Raw genomic sequence first — 25161 nt, 5'->3', positions numbered from 1 at the left:
ATGCAAGATCATTCCACTACGATAAAAAAAATCGGCGTTCTTACCTCCGGCGGGGATGCTCCCGGCATGAATGCCGCCATTCGGGCTGTAGTAAGAGCCGGGTTTTACTATAACCTGGATGTATTCGGGATTTACCGGGGATATGAAGGCATGATCAATAACGATATCCGTAAGCTGGACAGCAGGGCCATTGCCCATGTGCTGGAAAGGGGGGGTACATTTTTGAAATCTGCCCGGAGCGAGGAGTTTAAGACGCCGGAGGGCAGAAAAGTGGCTTATGAGAACCTTAAAAGCCACGGCATCGATGCCCTGGTCGTAATCGGAGGTGATGGCTCCCTGACCGGCGCCCATCTTTTCTACAAGGAATTCGGGATTCCTGCCGTTGGCCTTCCGGGAACTATCGACAATGACCTCTTTGGAACCGATCTGACGATAGGATTTGACACCGCCTGCAATACCGCCATCGAGGCCATTGATAAAATCAGGGATACGGCCACGTCCCATGACAGGCTGTTTTTTGTGGAAGTGATGGGAAGGGATGCCGGTTTTATAGCGATCAACGCCGGAATCGGCAGCGCAGCCGCGGCCATACTCATTCCTGAAAAAAAGATTCCCGTGGAAAAACTGATTGACAGGCTGAAATTCAGGGAGAAGGCCAAAAAAGAGAGTAACATTGTGATTGTGGCGGAAGGAGGTAAAAGCGGGGGAGCAGCCGAAATCGCGGAAAAGGTAAAGAAAATATTGCCCTCATATGATATCAAAGTAACCATTCTGGGACACTTGCAACGGGGAGGAGCCCCCTCATCTTTTGACAGGATATTGGCCAGCAAGTTGGGGGTGGCAGCTGTCGAGGGACTGTTGCAGGGGAAATATGATGTGATGGCAGGCATCATCAACAATAAAATTGTTTTTACTCCCATCAAAAGGGCTATCGTGGATGATAAGACGGTGGATGAGGAGGAGCTGAGGATAGCGGGGATCCTTTCTACATGAGTTGCACTTATTGGAATACCTTCTTTGTCAAGTCAAAAAAATAAGCTGTCGGTTTCGGCAGCTTATTTTTTATCCAAAAAATCGGTTTATCAGTTTCTGTTGATGGCATTCAACATATCAAACGCCATTTCCAATCTCTTGACAAAATTTTCCTCCCCTTTTCTTAACCAAACCCTTGGGTCGTAAAATTTCTTGTTCGGACTGTCATTGCCTTCCGGATTGCCCAATTGGGCTTGCAGATAGCCCTCTTTTTCCTTGTAATATTTGAGAACACCTTCCCAAAATGCCCATTGCAAATCCGTATCAATGTTCATTTTAATGGACCCATAACTATTGGCTTCCCTGATTTCTTCAACGGAAGAACCGGAACCCCCATGGAAAACGAAGTTTACAGGTTTTCCGTTGGTGCCGTATTTTTGATTGATGTAATCCTGTGAATTTTTCAGGATAACCGGCTTTAATGATACGTTGCCTGGTTTATATACCCCATGGACATTGCCGAATGCTGCCGCAACGGTAAAAAGATCCCCCACTTTTTTGAGTTCCTCGTAGGCATAGGCTACTTCTTCCGGTTGGGTGTACAGTTTGGAACTGTCGATATCCGTATTGTCCACGCCGTCTTCTTCCCCCCCGGTTACTCCCAATTCGATTTCTATGGCCATTTGGAGCTTGACAAACTCCTTGAAATATTTAACAGAGGTTTCAATATTTTCCTCGATGGGTTCTTCTGAAAGGTCCAACATATGGGAGCTGAAGAGCGGCTTTTTAAAAGCGTCATAGTATGCTTTACCCTCTTCCAACATGCCATCTATCCAGGGCAGAAGTTTTTTGGCAGCGTGATCGGTATGTAAAATCACAGGCACACCATATACTTCTGCCATTTTATGCACGTGCATGGCTCCTGATATGGCACCTGCTATAGAGGCTTGTTGTTTATCATTGGGTAGCCCTTTTCCGGCAAAAAACTGGGCGCCACCATTGGAGAACTGCACCATTACGGGTGAATTTACCCTTTTGGCGGTTTCTAAAACGGCATTGACGGTATTGCTGCTGATACAATTGACAGCAGGCATGGCAAATTCACTCTCCTTCGCGTAAGCCAACAGGTCTTTTAATTCTTCGCCAAATTTAACTCCAGGTTTAAATTTCATATTTGATAATTTATATTTATAAATTTAGTTAGACTTGCTTTTGATATAAGCGGCCATTACAGGTTCAAAGATAGGAATACCTCCCCGAATATACCTTATAATCAGATTGAAAATTAAATCTTTACCAAATGATAACCTTATGAAGGCCCTTTTTTGGGAGACAAAAACTATAAAATTTCCTTTTATCTTTGCGGAATGGAAAGAATAAGAATTGTAGGCGTTCCGGAACATTTTAATTTCCCCTGGGTTGAAACCATCAAGCAACAGCCGTTTAGAGACCGGCGTCTTGAGTTGGTATGGGAGGATGAATCCCGGGGATCAGGGGCCATGAACAAAGCAATAAGAAACGGGGATGCCGATATCGCGTTGATCCTGACGGAGAGTTTTGTGAAAGACAGGGTGGAAGGCAATCCGGGAAAGATTATTGGCTTTCATGTACTTTCTCCCTTGATTTGGGGAATACATGTTCCAGCCGGTGCGGGTGTGACGGGAGTAAGTGATCTGGAAAGGATTCCCTTTTTGGTGAGCAGAATGGGGTCCGGGTCTCATTTGATGGCCTATCTTTTTGCCAAACAACAAAACTGGCCTGCAGATGGGCTTGCATTTGAAACGGTAAACAACCTGGATGGCGCAATGAAAGCCTTTGAAAGCGGAAAACCCCAGGCATTCCTGTGGGAAAAATATACGACAAAGCCATTGGTGGATAGAGGGCTGTTTGAAAGGTTAGGGGAGATACCAACCCCATGGCCATGTTTTGTAATTGTCGCTTCAGAGACAGCCCTGGCGAACTATGGAAATGAAATCAAAGCCATTCGGGATTTTGCCTATCACAAAAGCAAGTCGTGTATGGATAATGTCGGTTCGACCATCAGGGAGATCAGCAAAAACTATCAACTCAGGGAAGAGGATGTGGCTGCCTGGTTTTCCCAGACTGTATGGGCAACGAATGAGGACGTATCAAAAGCGGACTTAAGCGTTACCCTGGATATACTTCAGGAACTTTCATTGATAAAGCAAAAAATACATTTAGAGGAATTGGTGGCAGAGGATTTTGTAAATTTAATTTAACCCTACTTTGTCATCTTCAAAAATCAACCCGGTTTTTTACCAGCTTATTCCCTAAAAGAGAATGGACCTGAATTTTTTCCTTTAAGTTTGGGGGTAAAACTTAACATAGAAGAATTAGCCGGAATTTTTAAGAATTGAATTCAATAAAAAAGGGAAAAAAACTTCGTCTTTTCCCCTTTTCTATCTCATCAACCAAAAAAATTAAAAATCGGAATAAGATGTGGGATACAGTAGCCTGGTGTCATTTTTGGACACCGTATTCTTATATTCCTCAAGGTCTTTCATGGCTTCCCAGTCGGGATCTACACGGAACGCATCCCAATGTTTATTTCTTTCTTCTATGTTTTCGAAGGTAGTCATGTACATGAGGTTGGGAGTATTGGCGCCCGCTAAGGTCTCGGCATAGAACACCGGGTTGAATTTCAGCTTATCAAAAATATCGATTTCACCGGAGTTGAACATCTTTACTTTTTGGCGATAAAGTCTTTCGGTAGCGGCTTCATAGCTTCGGAGTTCATATACCCTGCCTTCTTTTTCCGCTTGCAGATCGGGGGTTTTGTACCGGGGACTGCCCGTAAAAGCCTGTAACAAAACGGTTTCAATCCGTTTATAGGGAGGTTGGTTATGGGCGGCATAAATATAATCCTTTCCATCCCTTTGATAAGCCTGATCTTTGTCCAGCTTGCCTTGAAAGTCAAAATATGCTTTTGAATTGCTGAAGGGAAGGAAAACATAGACTTTTTTGCCTGCATCCTCTTCAGAAGCCAGAGGTTTGAACACCCCAATATCTTTGACCCCTGCCCGGTGCGCGGCCGGGATGAAGGCATTTTGTAAATACTGGTCCAACATTTTTTCCTGGTTGGTGTTTTCGATATGATATATCTTTATCTCATATAGGTCCCGTTTGCCGGATTGACTGTAACTGTTGGTGAAAATCGCCATGGAAAAAAACCACATCGCAATCGTTTGGAAGTATTTAATTTTCATTTTTGCAAGATTAGGTTATAATTTAATTGTTATCAGTTTATTGTTTTACAAGATCCAAAAATAATATAATATAAAATATTTATGCTTTTTATTACATAGATGGAAAATAACTGCTTATTTTGAAATTCATTTTATCAAAATTAATGAATTTCATTTTAATAAAAACCACAACCAAAAACTACAAAAATGAAAAGGATTTTAGTGACCGGGGGCGCGGGTTTTCTCGGCAGCCACCTTTGTGATTTACTTTTGGCAGAAGGGAATGAGGTTTTATGTGTGGACAATTTTTTTACCGGCAGAAGAAAGAACATCCATCACTTGCTGGATAGCAAAAATTTTGAATTTCTGAGACACGATGTGACCATGCCACTTTATGTGGAGGTGGATGAAATATATAACCTGGCCTGCCCTGCCAGCCCCATCCATTATCAGTTTGACCCGGTACAGACTACAAAAACCAGTGTTTTGGGAGCGATCAATATGCTGGGTCTTGCGAAAAGGTTGAAAATAAAAATTTTACAGGCGAGTACCAGCGAGGTTTACGGTGACCCTGAGGTCCACCCCCAGCCGGAATCTTACAAGGGCAGTGTGAGCGTTACGGGTCCAAGGGCCTGTTATGATGAGGGGAAAAGGTGCGCGGAAACCTTGTTTTTTGACTACCACCGCCAGCATAAACTCAATATTAAGGTTATGCGTATTTTTAATACCTATGGGCCCAGAATGCACCCTTCGGATGGCCGTGTGGTGAGCAATTTTATCGTGCAGGCCTTGAAAGGTGAGGACATCACCATATTCGGCGACGGAAAACAAACCAGAAGTTTTTGCTACGTGAGCGATTTGATTGCCGGGATGCATAAATTGATGAATAGCCCCAGTTCCTTCATCGGCCCGGTCAATATTGGCAACCCCGTGGAGTTTACCATGCTTGAACTGGCAGAAAATGTTCTTGAATTAACGGGTTCGAAGAGTAAACTGAAGTTTTTGCCGCTACCCCAGGATGATCCCATGCAGCGTAAGCCCGTCATCGACCTGGCCAAAAAAGAACTTGGCTGGGAACCCAGGATGCAGCTAAGAGAGGGCTTGAAGGAGACCATCGCTTATTTCGAGGAAGTACTTCAAGAAGAACATGTTTAAAGCCAGGATATTTGTGGGCTAACCCGCACAGGATGGTGTCTTATCAATAGCTAATACTAAACCCCATAGGAAAGGATACTTTTTAAAATGTATTTTACACGAAAGGTAATTTTAAAAAATAAATGGCGAGCTTGATAGAATGTATCAGGCCCGTTATTTATTTTAAAACCACAAAAACGCTTTTTGAAGGGTTAAAATTGTAATATATTAATCTTATTAATTGTTTATATAATGTTTCATAGGTTGTTTTATTCTTTTTTTCAAAGGAAAAAAGGCAAAGCTTTTTTTATTTTGAAGCTGGATATTAACTTTAACCACCAGTCAGAGGTCAAACCCGGAAGATGATATGAAACGGAGCATGACGTGAACGTCCCACACTGGGATGATTAAAACCATGCGAAGTTCTCCCGAATCAGTGCGGGAGGAGCTATCCCGACCTGAGGTGCGGGACAGGTTAAGGCTGATGGAAAACAAATTATAAACAGATGAAAAAGAGGCACAGGATTATTGCTATTGATGATGAACCTTCTGTTCTACTCATTATCCAGCATTATTTTGAAGAGAAATTCGATGTTGGCGTTTTCAATAATCCGGCAGGAGCGCTTTCCTGGATGCACGAGGGAAATTTGCCCGACATGATCATCTGTGACTTAAATATGCCGGAAATCAATGGTTTTGAATTTGTGAAAATGATCCGGTCAAGCGGTTTCTTCTCCTCCATTCCCCTGATTGTTTTGTCGGCTACAGAATCGTCCGAGAAGAAGATTGAGATACTCAACGCGGGTGCTGACGATTTTATGGTGAAACCTTTTAACCCCAAGGAATTGGAGGCTCGGATAAATTCCATTCTCAGGAGAATGGGAAAACTTTCATTGGCATCTTCTAATGGAGAATAAAAAAGAACGTTATCAGGTAGCCCTGGTTTCTGAGGACCAGAAAATCAATGAAGACATTAACTTTTTTTTGGAGGACAGGTTCCATATAGATGTATTCTCGAATGGGGTAGTGCTGTACAACCACCTGACCAAAGAGCCTGATAAGTATGATTTTATCCTCAGTGTTTCCGGGTTAACAGGAGTCCATGGACTGCCACTGAAAGAGACCATCCATAAGTTGGGCTTTTCCCATATTCCGTTTTTCCTGGTCGTGGACAAGGCCGATAATGATATGATCCAGATCTGTATCCAAAACGGAATTACCGATATTTTTATCAAGCCCCTGGACAAGATCACCCTACAAACGAGGCTGGATTTTCAGCTGAAGCACCCGGTTGTGGGCTGGAAAAAGAGGAAACAGGAGGACAAAGGATTTAATTCTTATAAAATGCCCTTTGTGAAGAGGGTATTTGACTTGCTGGTGGCAGGCACCGTTCTGCTGATTTTATCGCCTTTGTTTTTAATAGTGGCTTTGCTGATCAAGTTGGAGTCCAAAGGCCCGGTGGTTTACTATTCTTACAGAGTGGGCACGGGCTATAACATTTTCAAATTTTATAAATTCCGGTCCATGTTTACGGGAGCGGATGCAAAACTGCATCAATTAAAACATCTTAACCAATATTCCACTGAAAAGCAGGAGCCGTCGGACTTAGAGCCGGAACGGCAAGAAGTCAAGGAACTATGTGAGTTTTGCGAGCAGGCCGGAGGTGGCTGCCTGCGGCCGCTCTATGACGACAACCAGATAGTGTGTGAGAAGATTTTTAATGCCAGAAAGAAAAGCGACAAGGAATCCGCATTTATCAAAATCAAGGATGACCCGCGGGTGACAAAGGTTGGAAAGTTTATCCGCAATACAAGCATCGATGAGCTGCCACAACTATGGAACGTGATAAAAGGAGATATGTCCTTGGTGGGCAACAGGCCTTTGCCTTTGTATGAAGCGGAAAAAATCACTACAGACAAATATTCCCTGAGGTTCCTGGGTCCTGCAGGGATCACCGGGCTTTGGCAAGTGGAAAAAAGGGGGAGAGGTGAAATGTCAGAGGAGGAAAGGCTTAGTCTTGACAATGATTACGTCAAGAATTTCAGTGTTTGGTTTGATTTGAAAATACTTCTCAGGACCATACCGGCCCTTTTTCAAAGTGAAAACGTTTGAAAGAGCAGTTCCCAAAACTGTTGGATGCGATGTTCCCAGGTGTTTTGGGAAGCCAGGTTATAGCGGGCTTTTGCTTTTTCTTCGGTGTTGTCTTTTATTTCTTCGATAATGGCCCGGTTAAACGCCTCTTCGTTTTTTTTCAGCCTGATGTGATTTTTAAACAAAAGTATATCTTCTGAAAAAGGTGTGGCAACAACGGGCTTTCCCGAAGCCAGGTACTCATTTATTTTGAGGGGATAAATACTTTTCGTCACCTCATTGCATAGAAAAGGAAGTATCAAAATATCGAAATGCGCCAGAAAAGAGGGCAGCTCATATATGGATTTAGGTCCTATGAAATAGAGATTAGGTATTTGGTCCAAATCAATCCCGGTATGTCCCCAATGGTTTCTGGGGCCCACCAGGACAACGCTTTTATCGTTGTGGTATTGGCATATAGACTGGATCAACTGATAATCCAGCCGATGGCATATATTGCCGGTGTACCCAATGATAGGTGTTGGGATGTTTTTCAGTTCCTCCGGTACAGCAATGGATTCTTCAAAGGCTTTGCGAAAAAGACCAAAATCGGCAGCGTTGGGAAAAAAAGCCACTTTTTTTCCGGAGCGTTCGGTTAAGTCCTGCTGGAGCCGTTTTGAGGTGGCCAGACTGAGATGCGCTTTTCTAATGGCTTTGATTTCGCTATCCGCTCCATGTTTTCTGAGATAGGGTTCCAAAGCCCTGATATTGTCCCGTGATTGGTAGACATAAACGCTTGCTTCGTCCGGGGCATCGCTCAGATACAGCGGGTTAAAGGAATTAAAGAAAATAAAGTCAACGTATCCTAAAGTCCGAAGCGCTTTTTGGATGGATTTGGCAAGCCTTTTGTCATTCAGGCTTGCCAAAAAATTATAAAATCTCCCTGCTGGCAGCCAGTTGACGGGAAGCATCAATGGAGGGGTGAGTGCGTACAGTTTGATTCCACACTCCGGCAGAGGCTTAAGGGATTTTTTTCCCCAAAGCAGTGCCGTTTTTCTTTTCCTTACACTGTCTCTTTTTCGTTCCCTAATAAAATCGAAAAGGGTGTAGGGATAGTCCACGTAAATTACGGTCTGTTCCTTCGAGAAAGTTTTGGCCAGGGACCAGGAAGCGGAAGAAAAATCGCCGTCCCATCTCGACATACTCGTCATGACTATGGGGAGTTCTTTGAGGTCCTCAGCGGAAAATTCCATACGGCTACATTAAAATATTTTCATCAAAGTATGGACAAAACAGGGGATTAATGTTAAATTCAAAACTAAAAATAAACATAAAATTTTTAACAACAGGTGCTGTTCGAGATTATTTCCCTTATTTGCTGCTTCTATCTTCTCTTTCCTTTGGGTTGTGCCATTACTGCCGCTTTCACATCGAGCAGGGTTTTACCTAAGGAAGATGCCGTTAATAAATCCGATTTTGCCTGTGTCATTACGGTATACAAAGAGTTGGATATTGCCTGGCCACTGGTGAAATCTCTTTTGAAGCAGCATTATCCTCATTTTCATGTTTATATGGTGGTGGATGCAGCTGAAGGGGATGCTTTTAATGAAATTAAAGACGAACGGCTTACGGTACTAAAACCGCCCCGGGCATTGAACAGCAAAGTGGCTTCACTGGCCTTTGCCTTGGAAAATATGGATATACACCATACGCATGTGACCGTCTTTGATCCGGATAATCTTGTTCCTCCCCATTTTCTGACCGTACTGGACCACTACCATGCTGCAGGGTATCAGGCTGTACAGGGAAAACGCATAGCCAAAAACATCGATGGTACTTATGAAGCATTGGACGCTCTGGGAGAGTATTATTATGATTATACGGTTCGAAATGTGCCTTTTAGGCTGGGTTCTTCATCGACGATTGCGGGTTCCGGCATGTCCATTGAAAAAGACATTTATGCAGAAAATATAGGGGAAGAACTGAGGGCACTGGAGAAAAAAGGGGTGGTGGTGGCCGAAGACAAGTCCCTTCAATTACAGTTGGTTAAATCGGGGTACAGAATAGCCTATGCCCCGGCAGCCATTGTTTTTGATGAAAAAATAAGTTCCCACGGGCAGATCGGCAAACAGCGGGGAAGGTGGCTCAACAGTTATTTTGGCCACAGTTTGAAGGCCTTGGAGGCTTTTTTCCGGGGCGTTTTCAGTTTAGATTGGAATTTGGTGTTGTTCTCGGTGGCCATTCTGATGCCTCCGATGGTTGTTTTGGTGGGACTCACCTTGTTACTGGTGGTTTTGAGTATCATCCTGCAAAGCCCATATGTTTTTTTGTTAACAGGATGTTTGGTGGTATTTACGTTGACGTTTGTGTTGGTGCTCTTATTGAATCGTACACCTCTGAAGGTTATCGCCGCGATGGTGAAGATTCCTTTTTTTGTTTGGGGGCAATTGTATGGATTTCTGAATATCAGGAGGGCCAATAAGGATTTTATGGCCACCACCCATCAGCAGAAGATGGAAATAGACGAGGTATGGACCAAAAGGCAGGGGGAGTTTTACTACCTTAGGAAATGGTGGTAAAAAAGCTTTTGGGAGCCCTGAATTTCAATCTGCTTTTTTGAGTGCGGCAATAAAGGTTTTCCATAACCGGGGGTAATTGTCCCTTGCATGCCGGAAGGCCCTATCCAGACGGATAGGGATGTACCTGTTGAGGATAATCTGTTTGATGGCAGCAGTGATCATCGTAGCTGTTACAATCCCATATGCTGCCCCCATCAATCCGAAAGATTGGATAAAGAGCCAGCTCAGGACAGCACCGTACATGAATGTTCCAGTCACCATGAGCATGTTGACAAAGGGTTTTCCCACAGCATCCAGAAAAACGCCGGATTGTCTGTCAAAGGGTTTTACCAACGCAGTAAAAGCTACAATTCTAAGGAAAGGGACCGCATCCAGGTATTCCTCTCCCGCAATGATCAACACGATATAGTGGGCAAAGACCAAATTGAAAATCCAAAAAGGAACGGTCATACTCAACATCATGCCGAGGGTTTTCTCATAGGTTTCACCCACTTCCCTGAAATGCTTTTTGTCGAAAGAGGCTGCTGCTTTGGGATAGCTGATGGACGCGATGGAGTTAACAGGGATTTCAACCATATTCATGACCCTTCCTGCAGCATTGGCCATGGCTACCTGTACAGGGGACAGCAAGGCGCCAAGGAGAAATTTGTCAAGGCTGTTGGTAAGCATGGATATCAGGTTGGTGCCAAAAACGTATTTGCCAAAATGGAAGATTTTTTTGTTCCAATATCTGTGCCAGCCGCCTCGGACGCGAAAATGCCTTCTTACCTGATAACAGGACATCATGGTAGCCAGTATCCATGCCAGGTTCTGGAGCCATGTCAACGTTTCCAAACTCGTGGAGCGATTGTCTATATAAAAATAAAGGACCATCAAAAAAAAGGGCATGCTTTTGCTGATGCCCGCTAAAAAGTAGGCTTTAAAATCATATTTTGCCTGCATCAAGACAAGGTTATGGGTGTGGATGACCAACACCGGAAGTACATAGGTATGGATTTTAAGGATACTGGCAAGGCCGTCGGCATGGAGGATCCTTTCAATCCAATCGGCAGAAATCCAAATCATCACCATGAAAATCAGGGTAAGCAGCGCATTTTGGAGCAGGGCAGATGCTTGTATTTTTGATTGTGTTTTGATGTTTCGGCCTATCAGGAATTTGATCATCCCGTTTTGCAAAAAGCCGTTTCTGGCCATTTCCACGATTGCCGTGATGGTAATCAACAGCACCCACACTCCAAATTCTCCCGGTGAAATGATCCTTACCAGAAGCATGAAACCAACAAAGCCCAAGAAAAAATCAATTCCCCTGTGCATCATGGTGTAAAAACCACTGGTAAGCCAATATTTTTGATTTGCCATTAGTTTTTGTGAATTTCCTTATACAGCCCCAGTATTCGTTTCGCTCCCTGCAAATAATCAAACAGCGGTGGCCGCCCGAATCCCGCTTGCCTCAGCTTTTCTCTTAGCCCGGCGTTTTCCATCAGCTCCACCATGGCTTTTGAAATGGATTCCGGGTCAAAGGGGTCAACGAGCAATGCGGCATCCCCTGCGATTTCCGGCATGGAAGCGGTGTTGGAAGTGATGACGGGGCATCCGCAGGCCATGGCTTCCAGAATGGGCAAGCCGAAACTTTCCCTCAGGGAGGGGTACAGGAAAAATTTGGCGCTGCTATAAATGGCCGGGAGGTCCTGGTTGGGAATGTAGCCTGTCAACCGGATTTTGCCCCTGATGGAAAGGGCATCCAAATCAGCCAGCAAGTGATCCAATGCCTGTTCCCCGAAGTCAGGCATAACAATATCGGGCAACGGCAAGCCGGATTGGTAGGCGGGTTTTAGGGCCGCCAGAACCCCTTTCAAGTTCTTTTTGGGGTCTGTGTTGCCCAAAAAAAGGATAAATTCATTGGGCAATGCATATTTTTCCCTGGCTTTAGCTTGTTCCTCTTCAGAAGCAGGTTTAAAATGTGGGCTCACGCCGTTGTATACCGTTTCAACCCGGCCATTTTCCAACCTGAAATGCGCCCTTATCCGGTTTTTTTCGTAATTGGATACCGTAATGATCTTGCGTGCTTTGCCGACGATTTTGGGCACGTTCCATCGCCTATACAGATTGCCCATCCGTTGGTACCAGGTTCCTTCGTTCAGGTTTAATCTTTCGAGGTAAATAATGTCGTGCAAAGTGAGAATAAGCTTGGCGGGACAGCTAACCGGTGCCGTATTGCTCGTGCAATGTAAAATATCAAGCCGGTAGCTTTTCGCAGCTCTTGCCAAGTGGTATTGCTCCCAGATGGGGTAGGGGGATTTGGGGAGTGTGATGATCTTAAAGTTTTCCGTTTGGGAAATGCAAGAGGGATCTTCCTGTTCGTTGACAAAAATAAAATACAGGTTTTCCTTATCAATTTTTTGGAGATGGCGGATCATTTCTATGGCCACCATGTCCATACCATGTCGCTTTTTTCTGAAAATTCTTTGTGCCTCTATGCCTATTACCATGTTATTGTTGTTTGATGGTGGGGTTGTCGTGCGGATGTTTTACAAACAGGCTGTTCCAAAATCCGCTGAGGTAACTCTTGACATGGTCCCATTCAGCTTTGGAGATATGCATCAGAAGATTTTTGGGGACGGCTATGCATACATAGTAAATCGTTGTAAACAGGAACCACGGCCATTCCACGTTTCTACGAAGATACAGCCATCGGTTTCTGCTCATGTAGTAGGTTTTGAGGAGGGATCTTTTTCCCACGCTCATGGATTCTTTGTGCAACACATAAGTCTCCGGCTCATACCAGATTTCATATCCAGCTTTTTTGATGCGTTGGCAGTAATCCATTTCTTCATAATAAAGGAAATATTGTTCGGCCATCATTCCGATGTCCTCGACCACTTTTCGTGGAATAAACATAGCGGCACCGTGAGCCAGGTGGGTAGGGGAAGGGGTTTGGTATTGACCGTTGTCCTCCTCTCCATAGCCTACGCCTTTGCCTCTGCCGGTAATCCGGTTGATGGCCCTGAATCCGGCATATTGGATCATATTGGGTTTTTCATGATACAGTATTTTCGGGCAGACCAATCCGATGTTTGGCCTGGAATTGGCCCTTTCCAACAGTACATCCAAGATATTGGGGCAAACTTCCGTGTCGTTGTTGATAAGAAAGAAAAAATCTCCATTGGCGATTTCCATGCCCCTGTTGTTTCCTCCGGCAAACCCCTCATTGACCGGGTTTTTGAGCAATACGGTTGTTGGAAAGTTGGCGGTGATCGCTGCGGGGTCCTCCCTGGAAGCATTGTCTACCACGATCACTTCTATATGCGGGTAGCGGATTTTTTGAAGGGAGGCCAATAACCCCAGCGTGTGTACCAGGCCATTGTAATTGATGGTGATGATGGAAATCAGCGGTTTATCCATTTTTTGGTGGATTCAAGCTTTTATCCAAAAGTCCCCTGTCCATATCCTGGGCAAGAAACAGATAGGCCCAGGACATATAGAGCACGATGCCTGTAGGCATTTGGCCGAGAAGCGGGTTGCCTATGGAAGCCATGGCGATGCCTACATATCCGGCCAACAAGGCCAGCAGCTTCTGCCTGAGTTGCGGGTTTTCGACTTTCCATATTTTAAACAGGGCCATCAGGCCGATATAGAGGAGAATGAGGGTGTATAGACTCAAGCCAACGATACCCGTTTCTGCCCAAATTTTCACAAACCAACTGTCGTTTGGGGTGTCAGCCAGGAAAGTTCCGGGACTGAACCTCTGGCCCCAGTATCCCGATGTGCCGATCCCCCCTCCAAAAGGTCTGGTTTTTAGGTATTCAGCCATTTTTCGCTGATTCACTTTTCTCACATTGAGAGAGGCGTCCTGTGGATCCAAAGCGGACCGCATGCGCCGGATTTGGTAGTAATCATTTCCCAGCGTGGAAAATTTGAGAAACAGAAAAACCGTTCCCAAGGCTACAAGCCCCAAAACCATGATCTTATAATTTTTGGAAGCACCAAAATATACGAGAAACCCTGCTAATGGGACCATTAATGCCCCTCTGGTCCCGCTCAGTACCATCAAGTAAAAGAAAAGCAAAGCACAAAGTGCTGAAACCATTCTTAATTTTAATTTAAAAGGCCCCATAGCCAAAACGGCAGCTATTACTCCGGCATGGGCGATGCCTGCACCAAACTGGCCGGCATCCGAAAAGAAACTGAATATCCGCAGGTTACCAAAAAGTACATGGGTGGACCGGGGTCCCTGATCCAGCCATCCGGTTTCCGCATTGTCAAGACCAATGAAATGCTGTTTCAGCCCCCAAAGGGCCGCAAGAATTGAAAAAAAGAGGATTAACTTGATAAATATGTCAAGATCTTTTGCCCTAGGGGCGTACAGAAGGGTGAGCGGAACGGTCAGCACCATGTACAGGGCAGAGCCTCTGACGGCATATGTCCAGGCAGCCATGCTTCGGGCTTCGGGATTGATAATCTGGACAATATTATAAACCATCCAGATGGCACATACCAGCATGAGTCCATTTTTGATTTTCGAAAAGTCAGTTTTTATCCGGGTATGAAAGGCACCACTGATCAGGGCAAGTATCAACCCAAAATCCACGGTTAACCCCAACGGAATATTCGGGATGTACCTGCTGGCACCGATGGACACAAAAGCAAATATCACCGTGGCGTAGATGGCCTTGTTGGGATGGGTCATCATGTACCAAAAGAACAACAGCCCAAAAGGAATGAACGCCAAAGTTGCGACACCGATCAATCCTGTGGAAACGATGAAAACGCCCATGGTGAAAGCTGCCATAAGGGCTGCCACAGGCAAGAAAATATTCCTTTTGGTGTAATCCATTTATGATACGATTCCCTTTATTTTGGTCCTTAGCCAGCTTCTCTTTTTTGGAATTTCCCCGTTCAGGTCCTCCAGTTCCCCTTCTTCCATGTTATTAAGCCAAATCACATGAGGGATTTTTACAGTATCCAAGAGGCCGTTCAGAAGGTTTTCATCAGACGAATTCCATTTCCTTCCGCTGTCCAAAACCAGCACCAAAATATCGGCCCGGTTGATCAAGCGGAAATTCATTGGGGCCTCTTCTATATGGGGCAGTTCCCATAACAACATGTCTTTATTGATGCCGGAAAGCGTTTGTTCCCAATAACTTTCATTTTGGTCGCATAAATGATCCGTCAAGGTGTAATTTCGGGCTTCACACGGCATATTTTCATCCTTTTCTTTTGGGCCAAAATAAAGGGTATCCCTGTGTTGATGCTGAAATTCTTCAGCAAGTTTTTTGATCAAGAACGTCTTTCCCTCACCTCTTTGGATACTGTAGAACATGATGTTTGTTTTCCCGTTCTGGGGCAGAAACTTGTTGATGTTGTTATAAAACTGCTTGATCAGCTTGTTGAAAAGGGAACTCCGGAGCACGTTTTTCTGGATTTTTTTTTCATTGATCCATCCTCCGGCTACTTTTAAGCCGGTCAGTTTTTCGGCTTTTTCTTTGGATTTGATGGTGCGGTCTATCAAAGACCAGCCCAATACCAATGCAAGGACAAAAATACCCGAACTGAAAAGGCTGCCGATTGTCAACAGCTTGCGTTTGGAGGGCAGCGGTGTTTTGGGGTAAAACGGGATGTCAACCAGTTTTTGAGGCGAGCTCATCTCAAGATCATATTTTTGCAGATAGGCCATATTCAAGCCGTGAAGAATGGAAAGGTATTGGTTTTCGTTTACCTCCACCTCCCTTTCGAGTGTTTTGAGCTCAGCACCTAGGGGCGCAAATTCCTGAATTTTGCTGTCCAGGTACTGTTTTCGGTCTTGCATGACATCCAAGGCCTGTATCTGTTCTTCATAAGATATTTTAAGCTTGAGCCATTCATCCAAAACAGTCTGTCTTTGAATGCCCTGCAGACTGGTGTTGTTTTTAAAAAGATCCTGAGATGCGCTGTCGATTTCACGTTTTAATAAATCTATTTCGTGTTCCAGGCTACTGATGTTTTTTTCCCGGGCCGCCTGCATGTTCAATCCCTGGATTTCGAGATTTTTGCTTACGATTCTCGATTGGAGGTCTGAAATTTTTCCAATTATTGACTGTCGGCGGTCAAAGCCATCGAACATCGCCTCTATATCTTCCAAATTGGTTTTTGTCCCGGCGATCAGTCTGCGTGCCTTTTCTTCATCCTGGTCTTGTTCAAGCTTGGCGATGTCCAGGTACTTACCCTGTTCATAAAAGTTAAGTATCTTGTTGTCGGCAATGAAGGCCTTTAGCTCGTTTTCGGCCCGCCTGAGCTTTTCCTGGGCAATGATCAGTTGGTCTTCAAAATAGTTGATGGAATTAATGTTCTCCAGTTCTTTCATCCCCGCGTACCGTTCCATAAAAGTTTCCGTAAGGAAATTCAAAGTATGATAGCAAATGCCCGGATCCTCTGACCTGAAGGTGATTTCCATCATATCACTGCTGGCTTTTCTCGCCACGTACAGGGCATCGATGATCTTGGGCACGGAATAGTGGGGGTGTTCTCTCAGTAGATAATCAATGGGAGAATCTTTATGCTCTTTGAGATGACGTTCCAGATTCCTGAATGTAGCTTCCTTATCCTCATTTACAACAAGTGCCTCCCTGAGTTGCGGCGAAAGATGATCATCCAGTTCGGTATAATTCCGTTCTGAGATTATCCTTTCATCAGGACCTGAAAGCAACAAATGCTGGCTCAATAATTTTAAGGCGGTGTTTTTGACGGTTTCCCTGGATTTTACCAACAGCGTCAGGTTATCAAAGAGATTGTTTGAGGTATAAAAATCCATCCTCACCACGCCACCTTCGGTGGCTCCCTTGTTGGAGATGGGATTGGTAAATATCACCGCACTTGTTTCGTATTTTCGCGGCAGGTTGCTGGAAAAAAGATAGACACCTGATGCAACCAGGACAGGTACAAATACGAGCCAATATTTGTTGCTCCAAATTAATCTGACGAAATGTTTAAGTGTCATTCTATTTGATGATGTTTTCTAAGGGTTGTCCTATTAATATTTCAAGTTTTTGGACAGCTACCCAAAAGTTCTTTTTGGCATTTTCATATTCGGATTGGGCGATGGTATATATTTCCATATTTCTCATATATACACCCGTATCTATATTGCCGGTTTTAAAGTCCATTTCCATTTGTGTCAGGCTGACCCTTGCTTTTTCCTGCATGGTATATCTTATGCCGACTAACCGTTGAGCCAGGAGCAGATCATTATAAACATCAATCACTTGGTTGGCAATATCAAGTTCGGTTTCCCTGCTTTTGTAATAAGTGGCAGACAGCTCATGCTTTTGGAGGCTGATCCTGTCGCTGCGGGTAAAGATCTCGGATAATGGAAAACTGATATTGGCACCGGCTCTATAACCATTGGCAATGTTGGACAGATCTCCAGTGCCCTGGGGGCCGGTGGCAAGGATTACCTGATTTCCATAACCATAATCAAAATATCCCCTGAGTTGGTTGGTCCAGGATTTCCGGGCCAGCTTTACCCTTGCTTCGGCAGAGCCGATCAGTTCTTCGTTGAGTTTTATAGTCGGATGGTTGCTGATGGCCATGTCGATCAACTCATCGAGCGGGGGCAGTTGTCCCCCAAGGTCCTTGTTCAAATCAAAAGCATGAAAAGTATTTTCATCAGTTTGAGCAAAACCGTGGAGGCATATAAATAAAAAATTAGTCAACAAGAATATTTTTAAGCCGTTGCATAAGGCGGGTATTTTTACTATTAATTTCATTTATGTATATATCAGTCGCATTTTTTATAATATGTAAAATTTGCAATTGTTTTTTTGCCAATATTAAAATAAAAATAGCATTTTTTTTAATTTATCCTTTTTTTTGAAATTAATATTTCACGCTCTATATTGAATGAAGTTTTTGTTGAAGTATGATAAAAGCTAGAATCCGTCAGAAGCTGGTACAAAAAAGCCAGGAAATTTATGGCAGGGAATACCGCGGTATGGGAGAAAAGTGGGCTGTTTATTTCAGTTTTTTTATTGATATGCTACGGGGTTTGTTGAGGCTTTTAAATGCAAGGATTAGATTAAGTAGATATGACGTGGGGAAATATGTCACGGTAAGAGGAAGCTTAAGGGCTGAAGGCAGGGGTAAAATCAAGATCGGCGACCATTGCCGGATATGGTCCCATATGGGTGTTACCCAGCTTTATGCGGGCACAGGGGCTGTTTTGAATATAGGGGAAAGCACTTTTATCAATACCGCGGCCATTATCTCAGCCAGCAAAAAAATCATTATCGGGAAGAATTGTCAAATCGCCAATCAAGTCATCATCATGGACGGGGATTTTCATGGGATAGAAGACAGGGATGGCAGCGCCAAATCCAGTGAAATTGTCATAGGGGATGACGTCTGGCTGGCCACACGGAGCATGGTCTTGAAGGGTGTGAGAATTGGAAAGGGGGCAATCGTGGCCGCCGGTGCGGTTGTTACCAAAGATGTGCCTGCTTACACGCTGGTAGGAGGTGTACCGGCAAAAATAATTAAAAAAATTGTAGAACCGGATGCCGATATGATGGTGTAGGGTTTTGAAAAAACCTTTTTGATTAACGGGTGTTACCATAAAACTTAATTTTGAAATGACCAACTGCGTAGTAATAGACGATGATCCGACCAGTATAGAGATACTGTCTTTTTATGTTTCAAAAACCAAAGAGCTTTTCCTCAAAGCCTCGTTTACAGATGCCATAGAAGGACTGAACTATCTTGTGGAAAATAAAGGAAAAGTTGACCTGATATTTTTGGATATTGAAATGCCGGAAATGAACGGTTTTGAAATACTGAAACACAGCCAATATGATGGTGCGTTGATCATTATATCTGCCAACAACGAAAATGCCATTTCAGCATTTGAGACCAATGCCTGTTATTACCTTCCCAAGCCTTTCACTTACAACCAGTTTTTAAGAGGTGTTGAAAAATACAGGGAAGCTTCTGTAAAAATTGATCCAAATGCTTATTCTAAAGATTTTATATTTGTAAAGGACGAAAGGATTTATAAGAAAATACTTTTTTCGGACATCAATTATTGTGAAGGCAAAGGGGATTACATTAGCTTAAAATGCAAAAGCCAGGTATATACCATTAAATCCACTATTGCCAATTTCCTGGATAAACTTTCAGGCAACCCCGAGTTTATCCAGGTTCACCGGTCGTATGTGATCAACCTGGATTATTTAACTGATTTTGATAACGATACGGCTGTAGTTTCCGGCAAAATCATCCCCATTGGGGCAAAGTACAGAGATCAGTTGAAAAACAGTGTGAACTTTCTGTGATTCAATAAAACAAGGCGCCGTAGCTATCTTATGAGACCTAGTTTGTGTCACGTCTACTTTGACGCATGCCCAGCGCCCCTGTTCCGCCGCGGAGCAATCCTTCGCGCTGTCTTCCTCGCCGCGGCGAGGATCGAGGGGGGAGGCGAAGGGAGGCGCCATTTAACCTATGACACGACACCAGCATGATCCTCCAGTTGGTGGATCAGACACCGGGAGGTTCCGATAGGCCCGATAGCTATCCCGGTCTGGAATGCGGGACAAGTTGTGGCAACTTAAAAACAAGTTATAAACACATAAAAAGCGTAGGATAAGAAGATTTTTTTCAGCTGTCTGTTTGTAGATAATCCTTTATCATTTTTAGGACGGTGTTTTTTTCGCTGTTAAACGCTTCAAATAATTGTCTGGCCCTTTCAGAGTCAAATTGATTGAGTTCCTCTATGTCAACGGATATTTGATACAGCCTGTCCAGTCCTGCTGTCAGGGCAGAACCTTTGAGTTTATGTCCTTCTGCATTGAAAGCCTCGAGATTTTTTTCAAGTATCAGTTTTTCAAGGACATCATTTGATCTCTGCAGCTCATCCATGGTCAGTTTCAGGACTTCATTGATTACTTTTTTTTCATTTCCCAAATAATCTTTGACTTTTTCAACATTAAAATGATCAATGTCTTTTGTGACCCCTGGCTGAAAACCGGCGGCTGCTTTGCCGTTGGAATCCCCTTCATTTTGGTCGACCCCTCGCAGCCATTTGTTAAACAGGCTGTGGATGTTTTTTTCAACGATGGGTTTTGGTACAAAATCAACCATGCCTGCTTCCAAACAACGTTCCCTTTCTCCCTTGACATTACCCGCGGTAATGGCCACAATGGGTATGGACGACAGTTCGGGTATCTGTTTTATTTTTAAGGTAGCCTCATATCCGCTCATTTCGGGCATCTGTATATCCATTAAGATAAGATCAGGTTTGGATTCCTGGGCATATAGGAAAGCCTGCAAACCATTGCTTGCCTCAATGATTTCCGTGTGAGGGGAAATTTTCATAATAATCGTTTTTGTCAAAAACATGTTTATCGAATTGTCCTCGGCTATCAACACCTTATATTTGTCTTTGATGGAAGACGTTTTCTGAGGCAGCTTTATTACTTTTTCCATGCGATTGTCCGGATGCAGCTGAGATAAAAATTTAAAGAGCTCGTTTAGCTTAATGGGTTTCGACAATTTAGCGGTGATACCCAGTTCTTTACATTTTTTGTGGATGTATTCATCATCCGCAGAACTGTAAAGCAGTAAAACAGGTAATGATGCTTTTTCGTCTTTAAAGTTTTCCCTGATTTTCTTGACGGTTTCAAGCCCATCCATATAAGGCATGTTCAAATCTATCAAAATCACGTCGATGTCCGAACTGTTTTCAATTTTTTGCAAAGCGTCAAAACCGTTGGATGTCTCATCCACTTCGATGTTTTTTAAAGCAAACATTTGTCTTAAAATAAGCCGGTTGTTTTCGTTGTCGTCAACAACCAGCGCTTTGCGTATGAAACTCACGTCAGACAGGTTGGATTTTTTTCCTTTTTCCGTCTCAAGCAGGATATCGAAATAAAAGGTGCTTCCTTTATCCAATGAGCTTTCAAGATGTAGTTGGCTACCCATCATTGCCAATAATTTATTGGAAATGGTGAGGCCCAATCCGGTTCCGCCATACTTTTTAGTAGTGGATCCGTCTTCCTGAGAAAAGGCATCGAAAATCTTCTTTTGATTATTTACTGAAATCCCTATACCGGTATCCCGCACCATGAAGCGGATCAAAGACTGATTTTTCGCTTTTTCTTCAAGCAGTTCTATTTTGAGTTCTATTTCTCCCCTATGGGTAAATTTGACGGAATTCCCTAAAAGATTGATTAAGATTTGTTTTAGTCTGACCTCATCAATGTAAATATATCTAGGAAGACCGGGAGACAGGTTCAGCAGCATTTCCACGCCCTTTTTCTGGGCTTCATAGGACACCACATCAGTAGCCTGTCCTGCCAATTCGTGGATATCACATTTGGTAATGTCCAATTCGAGTTTTCCGGCTTCAATTTTTGAAAAATCGAGGATATCGTTGATGATGTTCAATAAGGTATTAGCCGATTGATTGACAATACCGATATATTGGTTTTGGGTTTCGTTGAGATGAGTCCTCAACAGCAGGTCTGTGAAACCGATGATTCCGTTTAAAGGCGTCCTGATTTCATGGCTCATGTTTGCCAGAAATTCCGACTTCGCCCGACTTGCTTTTTCAGCTTGTTCTTTGGATTGAAGAAGGTTTTCCTCCAGCTTTTTCCGGTCTATCGCATTGGAGATGCTGTTGGCAAAACTTTTTAGCAGAGACAGTTCTGCCGCTGACCAGATTCTTTCGAATTTGCACTCGTCATATCCCGTAAAACCCCAAAAGCCCTTTTCATTATAAATCGGTATCACAAGAATGGATTTGATATTTTGGTTTTCGAGGAATTGCCTGGTAGAGGAATTCTCGGGCATTTTTGACAAAATGGCCTTAAACACATCTCCATTTTCCAAGGGGGCCAGGAACTCGCCAAAGAAACCAATGGGTACGTTTTGCAGTTCCGGATTGTTGATTTGGGACTCCACCCCTTCAGAGCTCCATTCAAATCTTTGGGAAGAGGTAAGCACCTTGCCATTCTCATCCATACTGTTTTCAAAGAAGTAGACCCTGTCCACGTCAGCTGCTTTGCCGATCAATTCAAGCGATTTGGATATGGCTTCATACAGGTTCCGGTTGGAAAGCAGTTCATCCGTAGCTTTGGAAATGGCAGAGAGCATCTGCTCTTTTTGGATGAGTTGGTTTTCATTTTTGACCTGTTCATCTATGTCTTGGATCGTTCCGTAAAGATAGAGGCACCTACCTTCCTCTATATGGGCGTCCCCAATGGTGCGCACCCAAATCTCATTCCCCTTTGCAGTGACCAGCTTTAGTTTTTCATCCCATGGTTTACCGTACTGTATGGCCAAATTCACTAATTCCTGCATGCGTTTCCTATAATATCCCTCCTTATAAAAGGCAATGGAGCTGTCCAAAGTCGGCCCATATTTGTCATTTACTTCATGGATGGTTCTGGTAATATCTGTCCAACTTAAGGTTTTTTTGGAAATATCATATTTCCAGCCGCCAATCCGGGCCATCATATGGGTTTGAGTGATAAGTTCCTTTGCATTCTGGATGGTTCTTTCCAGCCTGAGTCTTTCGGTCACATCCACTGAATTGCCGATTATATAGGGTCTCCCATTAAAATCCTTTTCAAGGGTATTACTATACAACCATACTTTTAGCGAACCATTTGCCTGTTTGGTGGTCATCAGTCCTTTGGCCTGTCCGTTTTTTTGAAGCTCACTGAAATAAGGAGGAATTTCTGCGTGAAACCTTTCAGGGATGACGTCCCACAGGTTTTTTGAAAGCATTTCCTCAACCGTATATCCCAATAATCTGGCCCCATAGTTATTGATGCTCAAAAAGTTTCCTTCTAAGTCATGTGTGAGCATTAAACCCTGGCTGTTTTCAAAAAAGGACCTGAATTTTTCCTCGCTGACGATAAGTTTTTCTTCTTTTATTTTTTCTTCCGTAATATCCCTTCCTATGGCAAAAATCCATTTGTTTTTTTGGTCGCTGGTAGCTGTCCAGGAAAAGATTCTGTAAGAACCATCTACGGTTTTCAGTCGATGATTAAAATTGCTGGCTTTGGCACCGTTTATCAGCTTATTGATTTTGTTCATTGTACCCTCTACATCCTCAGGATGTACATAGTCTGCCATTGGTTTGTTGGAAAGTTCTTTTTCGTCATATCCCAAAAGGCTTTTGAAGGAATTATTCACCTTTTTGAACTTTCCATCGAAGCGAAGCACGGTGATGAGATCCTGGGACAGCTCCAGGGCTTTTCCCAGTATTCTGTCATCAAAATGAAGGGTTTTTTCCAGAATATTGGACCATACTTGTTCGGATAGCAGCTCCAGAGCCTCTTTCTTTATGTTGTCCAGCGAATCGCGTACGGAGGTGTCCATTATGGCCAATATGCCAAGTATTTTGCCTTCAGATGACTTTATAGGAACACCTGCGTAGTACTTGACCTGGTAAGGGGGTTGGGCAGGGATCAACTCCTTATAGATGTCATTTTCTGATGTGTCGGTGACCTCGAAAAATGTAGATTTTGACAGTACGAATTGATCAAAAGATTTTTCAATGGAAATTTCTTTTATAGACAGGCCTTCGGAAGCTTTTATCCAAATGTGTTCATTTTCTATAAAACTGATACAGGCAATAGGACATCCCGTAAGACTTCTGGCCAGTTTTACAATTCGGGCAAGGTCTTTGTTTTCTATTCCTTTTCCCAAATAATAATTGCGTGGCGCAGCAGGAGGTTGTGATGGATGATTTGATGGTACAAAATCTGTCATTACGGGAATTTTTATCCTAAATTCAATACTTCTATATTTAACCCTTCAAAATAAAAATAAATTTAGATACTTTCCTTGATGTGCCGAAAATTTTGATGAAACAGGTCATTGTATTAGGTATGAAAATATAAATTTTTAAAGGCAAATGCTATCTTTCCAAATTCAATTATATATGTGATAAATCAAATAATTTTATAAATAGAAGAGATGGGTGAAATTTTGTTTTGGATAAGTCTTGGACTCATTTTTTATGCTTTTTTGGGCTATGGGTTGCTTCTTTATTTGTTGGTGGTATTAAAAAAACTTTCAAGAACCGGAAAGCCTGTTTCCGACGGCTTTTTTCCCGAGGTAAGTTTGGTGGTTCCCTGTTATAATGAGGCCGACGTATTGAAAAATAAGGTATTGAACTGTCTTCAGTTGGATTATGATTCCAAGCTGCTCAAAATCTATTTTATCACTGACGGGTCCACGGATGGGTTCCGCGAAATTCTGGAAGGCTATCCGCAGGTCACCTTGATGCATGAGGACCGGAGAGCGGGAAAGACGGCTGCCGAAAACCGGGCCATGCGTTTCGTCACCACTCCTTTTGTGATATTCACTGATGCGAATACACTCCTTAACCCCGGAGCCTTAAAAAACATAATAAGACATTTTAAAGACAAAACCGTGGGATGTGTGGCTGGGGAAAAGAGGGTTTTGTCAGATGTCAGCGATACAGCCAGTGCATCAGGGGAGGGACTTTATTGGAAGTATGAGTCTTTTTTGAAGAGGCTGGATTCAGAATTGTACAGCGCGGTGGGAGCTGCGGGGGAGTTGGTTGCCTTCAGATCCTCTCTTTATGAGGAGTTGCCTGAAGATACCGTTCTGGATGATTTTATGCAATCGATGCTAATAGCTTCAAAAGGCTACAAAATTGTTTATGAACCGGAGGCCTATGCGATGGAATCCGCTTCATCATCTGTGAAGGAAGAGCTGAAGCGAAAGGTTCGGATCAGTGCCGGAGGCTGGCAATCTATGAAGCGTTTATGGTTCAAAATCACCCCGTGGAACCAACCGGTGCTTTATTTTCAATATCTGTCTCACCGGGTGCTTCGATGGACGGTCACTCCGTTTTTATTGATATTGATTTTTTTTCTAAACCTGCTTCTCTGGGAGGCCGGCTTGATTTATCAGGTGGTTATGGTGGGTCAGGTCTTGTTTTACCTGGCTGCTTTGGCGGGATATATTATGGAAAACAAGCAGGTTAGGCTTAAAATCCTTTTTGTTCCTTATTACTTCTGTATGATGAATTACGCGGTGCTGGCGGGGCTTTTCAGGTTCCTTAAAGGCAACCAAAAAGGGGTTTGGGAGAAAGCGAAAAGAAAATAAAAGTGTTTCTAACCGGAACCGATTGGAGTTCCTGCATATAATTTTCAATTCCGTAAAATCCGCCCTTAGGGCCCGGAGATGGAAAT

At 43.4% G+C, this 25161-nt stretch carries 19 protein-coding genes; 9 read left to right on the top strand and 10 right to left on the bottom strand.

The genetic code is table 11. The annotated features are described in order from the left end of the window. Nucleotides 1–993, top strand: coding sequence for a 6-phosphofructokinase (gene pfkA, locus ACFPFU_RS16405; RefSeq protein WP_377065991.1), 993 nt, complete (start codon nucleotides 1–3; stop codon nucleotides 991–993). An 89-nt stretch (nucleotides 994–1082) separates the two neighbouring features. On the opposite strand, the gene fbaA is transcribed toward pfkA, so the two are convergent. After that, nucleotides 1083–2144: a class II fructose-bisphosphate aldolase gene (gene fbaA, locus ACFPFU_RS16400; RefSeq protein WP_377065989.1), complete on the bottom strand. Its 1062-nt coding sequence runs from the start codon at nucleotides 2142–2144 to the stop codon at nucleotides 1083–1085. A gap of 195 nt (nucleotides 2145–2339) precedes the next feature. Between fbaA and ACFPFU_RS16395 the strand changes: the two genes are divergently transcribed. Next, nucleotides 2340–3212, top strand: coding sequence for a type 2 periplasmic-binding domain-containing protein (locus tag ACFPFU_RS16395; protein WP_377065987.1), 873 nt, complete (start codon nucleotides 2340–2342; stop codon nucleotides 3210–3212). Between the two features lie 201 nt (nucleotides 3213–3413). Here the strand turns inward: ACFPFU_RS16395 and ACFPFU_RS16390 are convergent, their stop codons facing one another. Next, on the bottom strand, nucleotides 3414–4199 hold the full coding sequence (locus ACFPFU_RS16390; protein WP_377065985.1) for an NIPSNAP family protein: 786 nt from the start codon (nucleotides 4197–4199) through the stop codon (nucleotides 3414–3416). A gap of 186 nt (nucleotides 4200–4385) precedes the next feature. On the opposite strand from ACFPFU_RS16390, the gene ACFPFU_RS16385 reads away from it, so the two are divergent. The 3 genes from ACFPFU_RS16385 (at nucleotide 4386) to ACFPFU_RS16375 (ending at nucleotide 7424) form a co-directional block, all read left to right on the top strand. Further along, entirely contained in the window at nucleotides 4386–5333 is a 948-nt protein-coding gene (locus tag ACFPFU_RS16385) for a UDP-glucuronic acid decarboxylase family protein (protein ID WP_377065983.1), read from the top strand. A 485-nt stretch (nucleotides 5334–5818) separates the two neighbouring features. Continuing rightward, nucleotides 5819–6229, top strand: coding sequence for a response regulator transcription factor (locus ACFPFU_RS16380; RefSeq protein WP_377065981.1), 411 nt, complete (start codon nucleotides 5819–5821; stop codon nucleotides 6227–6229). Continuing rightward, complete coding sequence (locus ACFPFU_RS16375; RefSeq protein ID WP_377065979.1) at nucleotides 6219–7424, top strand: sugar transferase; 1206 nt, start codon at nucleotides 6219–6221, stop codon at nucleotides 7422–7424. Before ACFPFU_RS16380 ends, ACFPFU_RS16375 begins: the two co-directional genes overlap by 11 nt. Here ACFPFU_RS16375 and ACFPFU_RS16370 read toward each other — a convergent pair. Next, nucleotides 7406–8635, bottom strand: coding sequence for a glycosyltransferase (locus ACFPFU_RS16370; protein ID WP_377065977.1), 1230 nt, complete (start codon nucleotides 8633–8635; stop codon nucleotides 7406–7408). The two genes, ACFPFU_RS16375 and ACFPFU_RS16370, sit on opposite strands and share 19 nt — an antisense overlap. A gap of 96 nt (nucleotides 8636–8731) precedes the next feature. Between ACFPFU_RS16370 and ACFPFU_RS16365 the strand changes: the two genes are divergently transcribed. Further along, the gene (locus tag ACFPFU_RS16365) at nucleotides 8732–9961 is read left to right on the top strand and encodes a glycosyltransferase (RefSeq protein ID WP_377065975.1); all 1230 of its coding nucleotides are present in this window, start codon (nucleotides 8732–8734) and stop codon (nucleotides 9959–9961) included. A 24-nt stretch (nucleotides 9962–9985) separates the two neighbouring features. Here ACFPFU_RS16365 and ACFPFU_RS16360 read toward each other — a convergent pair whose 3' ends face one another. Genes ACFPFU_RS16360 through ACFPFU_RS16335 form a run of 6 tightly spaced genes read right to left on the bottom strand, consistent with a single transcriptional unit; the run spans nucleotide 9986 to nucleotide 17649 of the window. After that, on the bottom strand, nucleotides 9986–11320 hold the full coding sequence (locus ACFPFU_RS16360; protein ID WP_377065973.1) for an oligosaccharide flippase family protein: 1335 nt from the start codon (nucleotides 11318–11320) through the stop codon (nucleotides 9986–9988). Beyond that, on the bottom strand, nucleotides 11320–12450 hold the full coding sequence (locus ACFPFU_RS16355; protein WP_377065971.1) for a glycosyltransferase family 4 protein: 1131 nt from the start codon (nucleotides 12448–12450) through the stop codon (nucleotides 11320–11322). The genes ACFPFU_RS16360 and ACFPFU_RS16355 overlap by 1 nt, the downstream gene beginning before the upstream one ends. Before the next feature lies 1 nt (nucleotide 12451). After that, nucleotides 12452–13363, bottom strand: coding sequence for a glycosyltransferase family 2 protein (locus ACFPFU_RS16350; RefSeq protein ID WP_377065969.1), 912 nt, complete (start codon nucleotides 13361–13363; stop codon nucleotides 12452–12454). Next, nucleotides 13356–14795 (bottom strand): O-antigen ligase family protein, encoded by a 1440-nt coding sequence (locus tag ACFPFU_RS16345; protein WP_377065967.1) that lies wholly within the window; start codon nucleotides 14793–14795, stop codon nucleotides 13356–13358. The genes ACFPFU_RS16350 and ACFPFU_RS16345 overlap by 8 nt, the downstream gene beginning before the upstream one ends. Continuing rightward, complete coding sequence (locus ACFPFU_RS16340) at nucleotides 14796–16934, bottom strand: GumC family protein (RefSeq protein WP_377065965.1); 2139 nt, start codon at nucleotides 16932–16934, stop codon at nucleotides 14796–14798. 1 nt (nucleotide 16935) lies between these two features. Next, nucleotides 16936–17649, bottom strand: a complete 714-nt coding sequence (locus ACFPFU_RS16335; protein ID WP_377065963.1) for a TolC family protein — start codon at nucleotides 17647–17649, stop codon at nucleotides 16936–16938. Nucleotides 17650–17855: 206 nt separating this feature from the next. Here ACFPFU_RS16335 and ACFPFU_RS16330 point away from each other — a divergent pair, with 206 nt between their 5' ends. Beyond that, entirely contained in the window at nucleotides 17856–18509 is a 654-nt protein-coding gene (locus ACFPFU_RS16330; protein WP_377065961.1) for an acyltransferase, read from the top strand. 55 nt (nucleotides 18510–18564) lie between these two features. Continuing rightward, complete coding sequence (locus ACFPFU_RS16325; RefSeq protein ID WP_377065959.1) at nucleotides 18565–19263, top strand: LytR/AlgR family response regulator transcription factor; 699 nt, start codon at nucleotides 18565–18567, stop codon at nucleotides 19261–19263. A gap of 322 nt (nucleotides 19264–19585) precedes the next feature. Here the strand turns inward: ACFPFU_RS16325 and ACFPFU_RS16320 are convergent, their stop codons facing one another. Then, the gene (locus ACFPFU_RS16320; RefSeq protein WP_377065957.1) at nucleotides 19586–23707 is read right to left on the bottom strand and encodes a response regulator; all 4122 of its coding nucleotides are present in this window, start codon (nucleotides 23705–23707) and stop codon (nucleotides 19586–19588) included. Nucleotides 23708–23914: 207 nt separating this feature from the next. Between ACFPFU_RS16320 and ACFPFU_RS16315 the strand changes: the two genes are divergently transcribed. Continuing rightward, entirely contained in the window at nucleotides 23915–25075 is a 1161-nt protein-coding gene (locus ACFPFU_RS16315; RefSeq protein ID WP_377065955.1) for a glycosyltransferase family 2 protein, read from the top strand. The last annotated feature ends 86 nt before the right edge of the window (nucleotides 25076–25161 follow it).

Source organism: Negadavirga shengliensis (assembly GCF_042652345.1).
In the GTDB taxonomy this organism is placed as follows: domain Bacteria; phylum Bacteroidota; class Bacteroidia; order Cytophagales; family Cyclobacteriaceae; genus Negadavirga; species Negadavirga shengliensis.
Note: the sequence above shows the minus strand (reverse complement) of the source record. Positions and strands in the feature narration are given on the sequence as shown.